3 protein-coding genes are annotated in these 5,464 nt (G+C 59.9%); all 3 read right to left on the bottom strand.

Annotation, left to right across the window (positions count from 1 at the left end; all coding sequences use genetic code 11):
* Positions 1-311, bottom strand: a 311-nt coding sequence (locus tag RMO15_RS01640; RefSeq protein WP_309707204.1) for a hypothetical protein, incomplete at its 3' end; no start/stop codon positions are given.
* Positions 308-3,133, bottom strand: coding sequence for a DUF5060 domain-containing protein (locus tag RMO15_RS01635; RefSeq protein WP_309707203.1), 2,826 nt, complete (start codon positions 3,131-3,133; stop codon positions 308-310). The genes RMO15_RS01635 and RMO15_RS01640, both read right to left, overlap by 4 nt.
* Entirely contained in the window at positions 3,130-5,280 is a 2,151-nt protein-coding gene (locus RMO15_RS01630) for a four-carbon acid sugar kinase family protein (RefSeq protein WP_309707206.1), read from the bottom strand. Before RMO15_RS01630 ends, RMO15_RS01635 begins: the two co-directional genes overlap by 4 nt.
* Between the last annotated feature and the right edge of the window lie 184 nt (positions 5,281-5,464).

Here is a 5,464-nt window from a genome sequence, read left to right as displayed (position 1 = left end):
CATTCGTTTTTCGCGGGATCGAAGAACCAGATGTTCGGGATCGGGGTCTCGTGGGGATACCCCCCCGTCATCGCCCCGACGATGGCAATGCGATCTTTGAGAGCTACCGCCTGAAAGTGGTGCAGCTCCAGCGGGGGCCTTGCGAGCGGTCGCCAGGTGCTGGTCTTGGGATCGAACTCGTCCACCGGCTTGATCCCACGTCCCCCGAGCAAGTAGAGTCGCCCCTTCACCGCCACCATCGCCGCCTCGTGACGCGCCGTGCACGAGCCTTGCGTCGCTACGGTTTCCCAGGTGCCGTTCTGGTGTCTCATGCCTGCACGACGACAAGCCAGTCTTGCTGCGGGTCGCCCGGTGGCATTCCCAGCGCCACTTTCCCGCCACCCGAGACGCTACGAACACTGCCGGGCCGGAGTGCACCGCCGGTTTGTGGGTTGAACCAGGAGACACGGAAGTTTTTCTTGTTTCCCGTCAGATCCAGCGTCGGTGCGCCGCCGCTGGGGGCATAGATAAGATAGAGACTCCCCACTTTGGCGAGGCAGAAGTTCCCCACATCCGTGAGCACATCGGCGTTTTTGGTCTCCCAGAACGGCAGCTTGCTCTCGGCAAAGAAGCGCAGAGCAATCGCGCCGTACTCCCAGCTCTTGTCGCGGCTACGCCAGTCCTCACAGATCAGATCGTTCTGGACAAGCTTGTAGCCAAAGTAGTACTCGACGCCCGCACCGCCCGCCATGAGTGTTCCCCAGAGGCACTGCTTGCGAATATCGTGGAGCGTGTAGGGCTTCCCGCCCTGTATCGCCACGCCATCACCGCCCGCGTAGCCGGGATCGGGGGGAGCGCCCATGTCGGCGGGGTTCTGCTCGTCGTTGCAGACCACCCAGGGCTTTCCAGCCTTCTCAGACTCCAGAACCCACTTGAGCGTCCTGGCGTGCGCCGCGCTCCAGCTATTTTGCAGTGAGGCCCCCGTGAACGCCGTGCCTTTGCCCAGAAGTGGGCCGTAGACCTTGTCTTGCTGTGGCGGGAAGGTATGTACGACGATGTGGTGCGAGTACGGATCGGTCTGGGCGATGTAGCCCGCCATGTCTTTCTGCTCGTCTGTAGACTGCGTGTTCTCCTCACCCAGGTTCCAGTTGAGCGCGAGCAAGTACCCAAAGCGCGCGATCAGCTCCTTCAGGTAGAGCTTGCGCTCCGGCCCGAGCTTGCCACCGTCCAGGGACTCTGGAATGATGTTGCCTTCGCCTTTTTCCCCGCGCCGGTTGTCGTCCAGCTCGTTTTCTTGTAGCTTGAAGTGTAAGAACAGCCCCAGGCTCTGGGCATGGTCAAAGACACGCCCCCACTGGTCTAGCTTGGAGCAGTCGTAGTGAAACTTGTCGTTACGGCTGACAAAGGGCCAGATATTGTCGCCATCGCCGCTGGCATTGTAAGTGAGAAACGAGAACCCGTTCACGCCCTTGCCCGCCAGATAGTTGAGCGCCCCGAGCAGCCCCTTGCCCTTGCCGTCTTTCCAGGTCGGGTCTCCGGGCTTCGCGTCGCGCAGGTGCGGCTGCCAGGTCTTGAGTGGCGCGTTTTTCTTGGGGGCCACGGTGTCGTCGAAGTCTGCGTAGGCTAGCAAGGTCTCAGGCGCATCGGCCCCGACTTTCAGGAAACGCTCACCCGTCCCGGCAAAGCGCAGGTAGCGCTCCTGGGCGTACTCTAGCCGTCCCTTGCCGCGAAAATCTGCTCCGCGCTTGTCGGTCTTGCCCACGGTGAAGCTGCCACTCTTGCCATGAAACGGCGCAAGCGGCTTGCCACTCTGCAGAAACTCCGTTGCGAAGCTCCAGGTGCCGGGCAGATCAGGAGCCAGATGCGCTCTCCAGACCTTCCCTTCGGTCGCGGAGCTCTCTGCGGCGTTGCCATCGGCGGCGAAGTAGCCCGGAGTTTTGTAGCTCTTGCCCGACGTGTGCCGAAACGTCACCATAAACTCATTGTCGGTGAAGGGATTGGGCGCACTGTCGGTCTCCCGCGCAAACGGCCCCTCCAGGTTCAGCGTCACTTTATGCCACTGCTTGAGCTCGCCCGTGACAGTCACTGCTCCCGTGCCGTCGGGCTTGCGTGGTGTACTGGGGGCAAAGGCGGGTGTATTGGGGGCAAAGGCGAGGCGTGCCCAGCGGGCACGGCTATACTCCTTGCCATCGGCGGAAGCGATCTTAGAGACAACCCGGAGTGACTCGCCCTTCTGGAGTGCAACCTCGCTCCAGGTCTTCGTGTACGCCGCGCCTTCCTCAAACATCTCTTTGCTCAGTGGGGCAATAAACTCGCCGATCTTCTTCGTCCCCGCAAAGACCTCATAGGCCGACCCGCCATCACTCTCGCCCACGGCATGCAAAGTGAGCGCGTAGGTGCCACTGGCAAAGGGAAATGGTGCACTCGCTTGCGCTTCTTTATTTTTTTCCGGGTTTATCGCCAGCCAGCGTCCCTTGTCTTTATAGTAGCCACTGCCTTCGATGGAAAAACTCGTCGCTTCCATTATCAGGCCGCTTGCTGGGGGCAGTGCGGGGACGGGGCCAGCGGGCTTATCTTCGTAACCCGGCGGACGGAACTTCGGGTCGCGGGTAAGAATAAACTTGTCAAACTCGAAGCCGTCCTCGCGCATGGAGAAGTGGAGCAAGTGCTCGCCGGGTTTCTCAATATCTAAGTAGATCTCACCCGCAACGCCCGTATGAACTTTCTCCGTGCGCTGCTTATCCGACCAGGCCCAGCCCTTTGTCCCCCCGAACTGCATGCGCTGTCCGTGCTCGGGCCACGTGCCATCTATCCCCACATGGAGGCCGTTGTCCTCGGTGCCGGTGGGATGCGCCCGCACCCAGACATGCCAGCGTCCCGCCTCAGGAACCTGGATTTTGTAGGTCAGGATCGCCACTTTGCCGGGCTCGTCGGAAAAATTCTCGCCAGGGATCAGCTTGTCGGCATGAGTGCGCCTAGTATCGGGGAGAAGTTCCAGATACGCTTTCCCACTCGCGCTCTCCCAGTGCGGCGGATCACCATCAGGCATGACTGTCGGGATGTTGCCCGCTTTGACCAGATGCCACAAACGAATGTCACTCTTTTCCTGGCGGATAAAATCCTCCGCCTCACCTTCGATATTGATAAATCTCATGAGCCTGTCACGTCCTTGAGGAGTTTAAAGAAGCCGCGTTTCCGCGCGGAGTTGCTGCCCCAGTCGCAGGGCATGGACTGGTAGCCTTCTTCGAATTTTTCGTCTTTCATGCGGTAGTCAAAGTAGCCCCAGCTCACGTACTGCGAGATCGCGGACACAAAGTTATTGTCTGGTTTCTCAAAGTCAAAGTGGTCGTCTTCGTTGAAGAGAATCGGCATGGGCCGATAGCCGGGAACAGCGCGGGTCTCAACCACCATCTGCGGGATGCGCTTGGGATCGGAGACGCCATTGCCATGAACCAGCAAAAAGTCCGAGGCACGCACGACGTTCTCTTTGGGCACGGTGCCTCCGCCATAGCTCGTGCCCACAAGTAAACGCTGGCTATTGTGTTTTTTTGCTTTTGCACGCAATATCAATTCATGCACTCGGTCGGGCTTGAGAATCTCGTGGTCGTAGGCTTTGACATCGCACTCGTTGTTGATCTCCAGCAGGAGATTGCGCCAGCCTTTTTGCAAGAGCCAATCCACTGTGTTATCCACGGCTCGGATCACGGCAGCTTCGTCTTTCACCCGCTGATCCTGGCCAAAGTAGAAAATCCCCACGATTGGGGCCATCCCCAGTGCATCGGCGCGATTAAGAATCTTCTCCAAGCGCTTCAAATACTCCAGGCGCAGGCTACCGTCGGCCTTGATCGCGGAGTTATGCCAGGGCTGCGACTTGGAGTAGCCCTCCGGCGAGCCGCCTTGTAGGTTCACGGTAAACGAGAGCAAGCCCGCCTTGCGCCACTCGGGGAGCATCGCGATAAACTTCTCGGTGTTCTTTTCGGCATCGTAGGGCGTGCCATCGGGATACGTCCAGCGAGAGCGCGTCTCCAGGTTTAGGTCATCAAAAGTGGCCTGCACGACGCGGGAGTTCATTAATAGCCCCTCGATCTTGTGGCCTTTCCAGGTGCGCCCGGCGTAGGTGGGCTTGCCATTGATCAAGAACGCGTCGCCTTTAATACTCAGTGTGGTTTTCATATTCGTATTGATTTCTCCGTGCAAGCGCTCCCACGCTGCATAAAGTGCCTCGGGGCCACCAACATTTCCGGGAAAGACAACATAAAGCAGACCCGGCCAGCGGCTCTCCTCACCCAGTCGCCAGAGCGGTACACCCGGCAGAATCGGCCCGACCACCTCCGCGCGTTTTACGTCTAGTGCCTTCGTCGCAGTATCTGAGCTGGTGATCCCGCCTTTCGCCAGAATCCAGCGAGGCCGCACCGTGAGGCTTTTTACCAGATCCACAAGCCTGCGAGAGAACTCTGCGCTCGTTGCCAGATCGCCAGAAACAACGACGCGCGGGGTGTAGACCAGCACATCACGGCCTTTCGCGAGCGCGGCATCAATACCTCTCCCCAACCCCTCTCCCGGGCGTTCGTCCCTCACTGGGAAAGGGGCTCCTGAATCTTGCTCCCCTCTCTTCCCCAACGAGGAACGAGTGCCTGGGGGAGGGAGGGGCTGGGGGAGAGAGAGGTTTGATATATCCAGCTCAAATTCCTCGAAATCGCCGTGCTCTCTCAGATACGTGAGCTGCTCGGTGGTCTTGGGGACGTGGGAGCCGACGATAATCAGGCCGCCGGGGCCGGTGTCGTGCTCGGCGAGAGTCGCGAGGGGCGCACTTTCCTGACCCAGACACGCCGCGCCAAACGAGGCGGCAGTGCGGGCGAGAATGCGCTTGCCGCTGGCTTCGAGTGCAAAGACCGCTTCGGCGAGTGTCTGAACATGCTGAGGCAGATTGGCGTTGACGATGCAGTAGGTGGCGTGTGGGAGCGCACCAAGAAACGCGGCGGTGGCGTCCCTGCCTGACTCCAGAGTCGCTTGCGAGAGCGAGGCAACGGCGTCGGATTTCACGCGGCCCAGAGTCTTATCCACGACCCACACGCGCCGGTTGGAGTGGCTGAAACCAAAGACAGCATCTTTTGCAAAGGGCGTCTCAGCCGCAGGTGTCTCCCCGACATAGTGAATGTCGTCTCGCGTGCGGCGCTCCCCTTCCTCAAAGTACGGGACGATAAGCGTGAGGTCGTGCGGGCCTAGCGTTTGATCAAGCGCATCGGTCTCAGCGGGAAAGTGGCCGCGCAGGGTCGAGTCACCGCGTGCAAGCGCTCGGATCGGGATTCCCGTTTGATGGGAAGCGCACTTAAGGTTTCACCCGATCTCTTGGTAGAGGGCAAACGCCGCGTCTGTGTTGAGAGCACGGGAGTTGGTCAGGACGAAGAAGCCTGCATTGCCCCGCAAAAGCTCGCTGGCCAGCGTCTCCACCGACCACTCCGTGAGCACAGTAACCCCCGAGACA

This window comes from Armatimonas sp. (genome assembly GCF_031410135.1).
Taxonomy (GTDB): Bacteria; Armatimonadota; Armatimonadia; order Armatimonadales; family Armatimonadaceae; genus Armatimonas.
Note: the sequence above shows the minus strand (reverse complement) of the source record. Positions and strands in the feature narration are given on the sequence as shown.

Excerpts from the sequence above, each read along its gene's own strand:
- RMO15_RS01635 (WP_309707203.1), bottom strand. The coding sequence starts at position 3,133 with ATGAGATTTATCAATATCGAAGGTGAGGCGGAGGATTTTATCCGCCAG.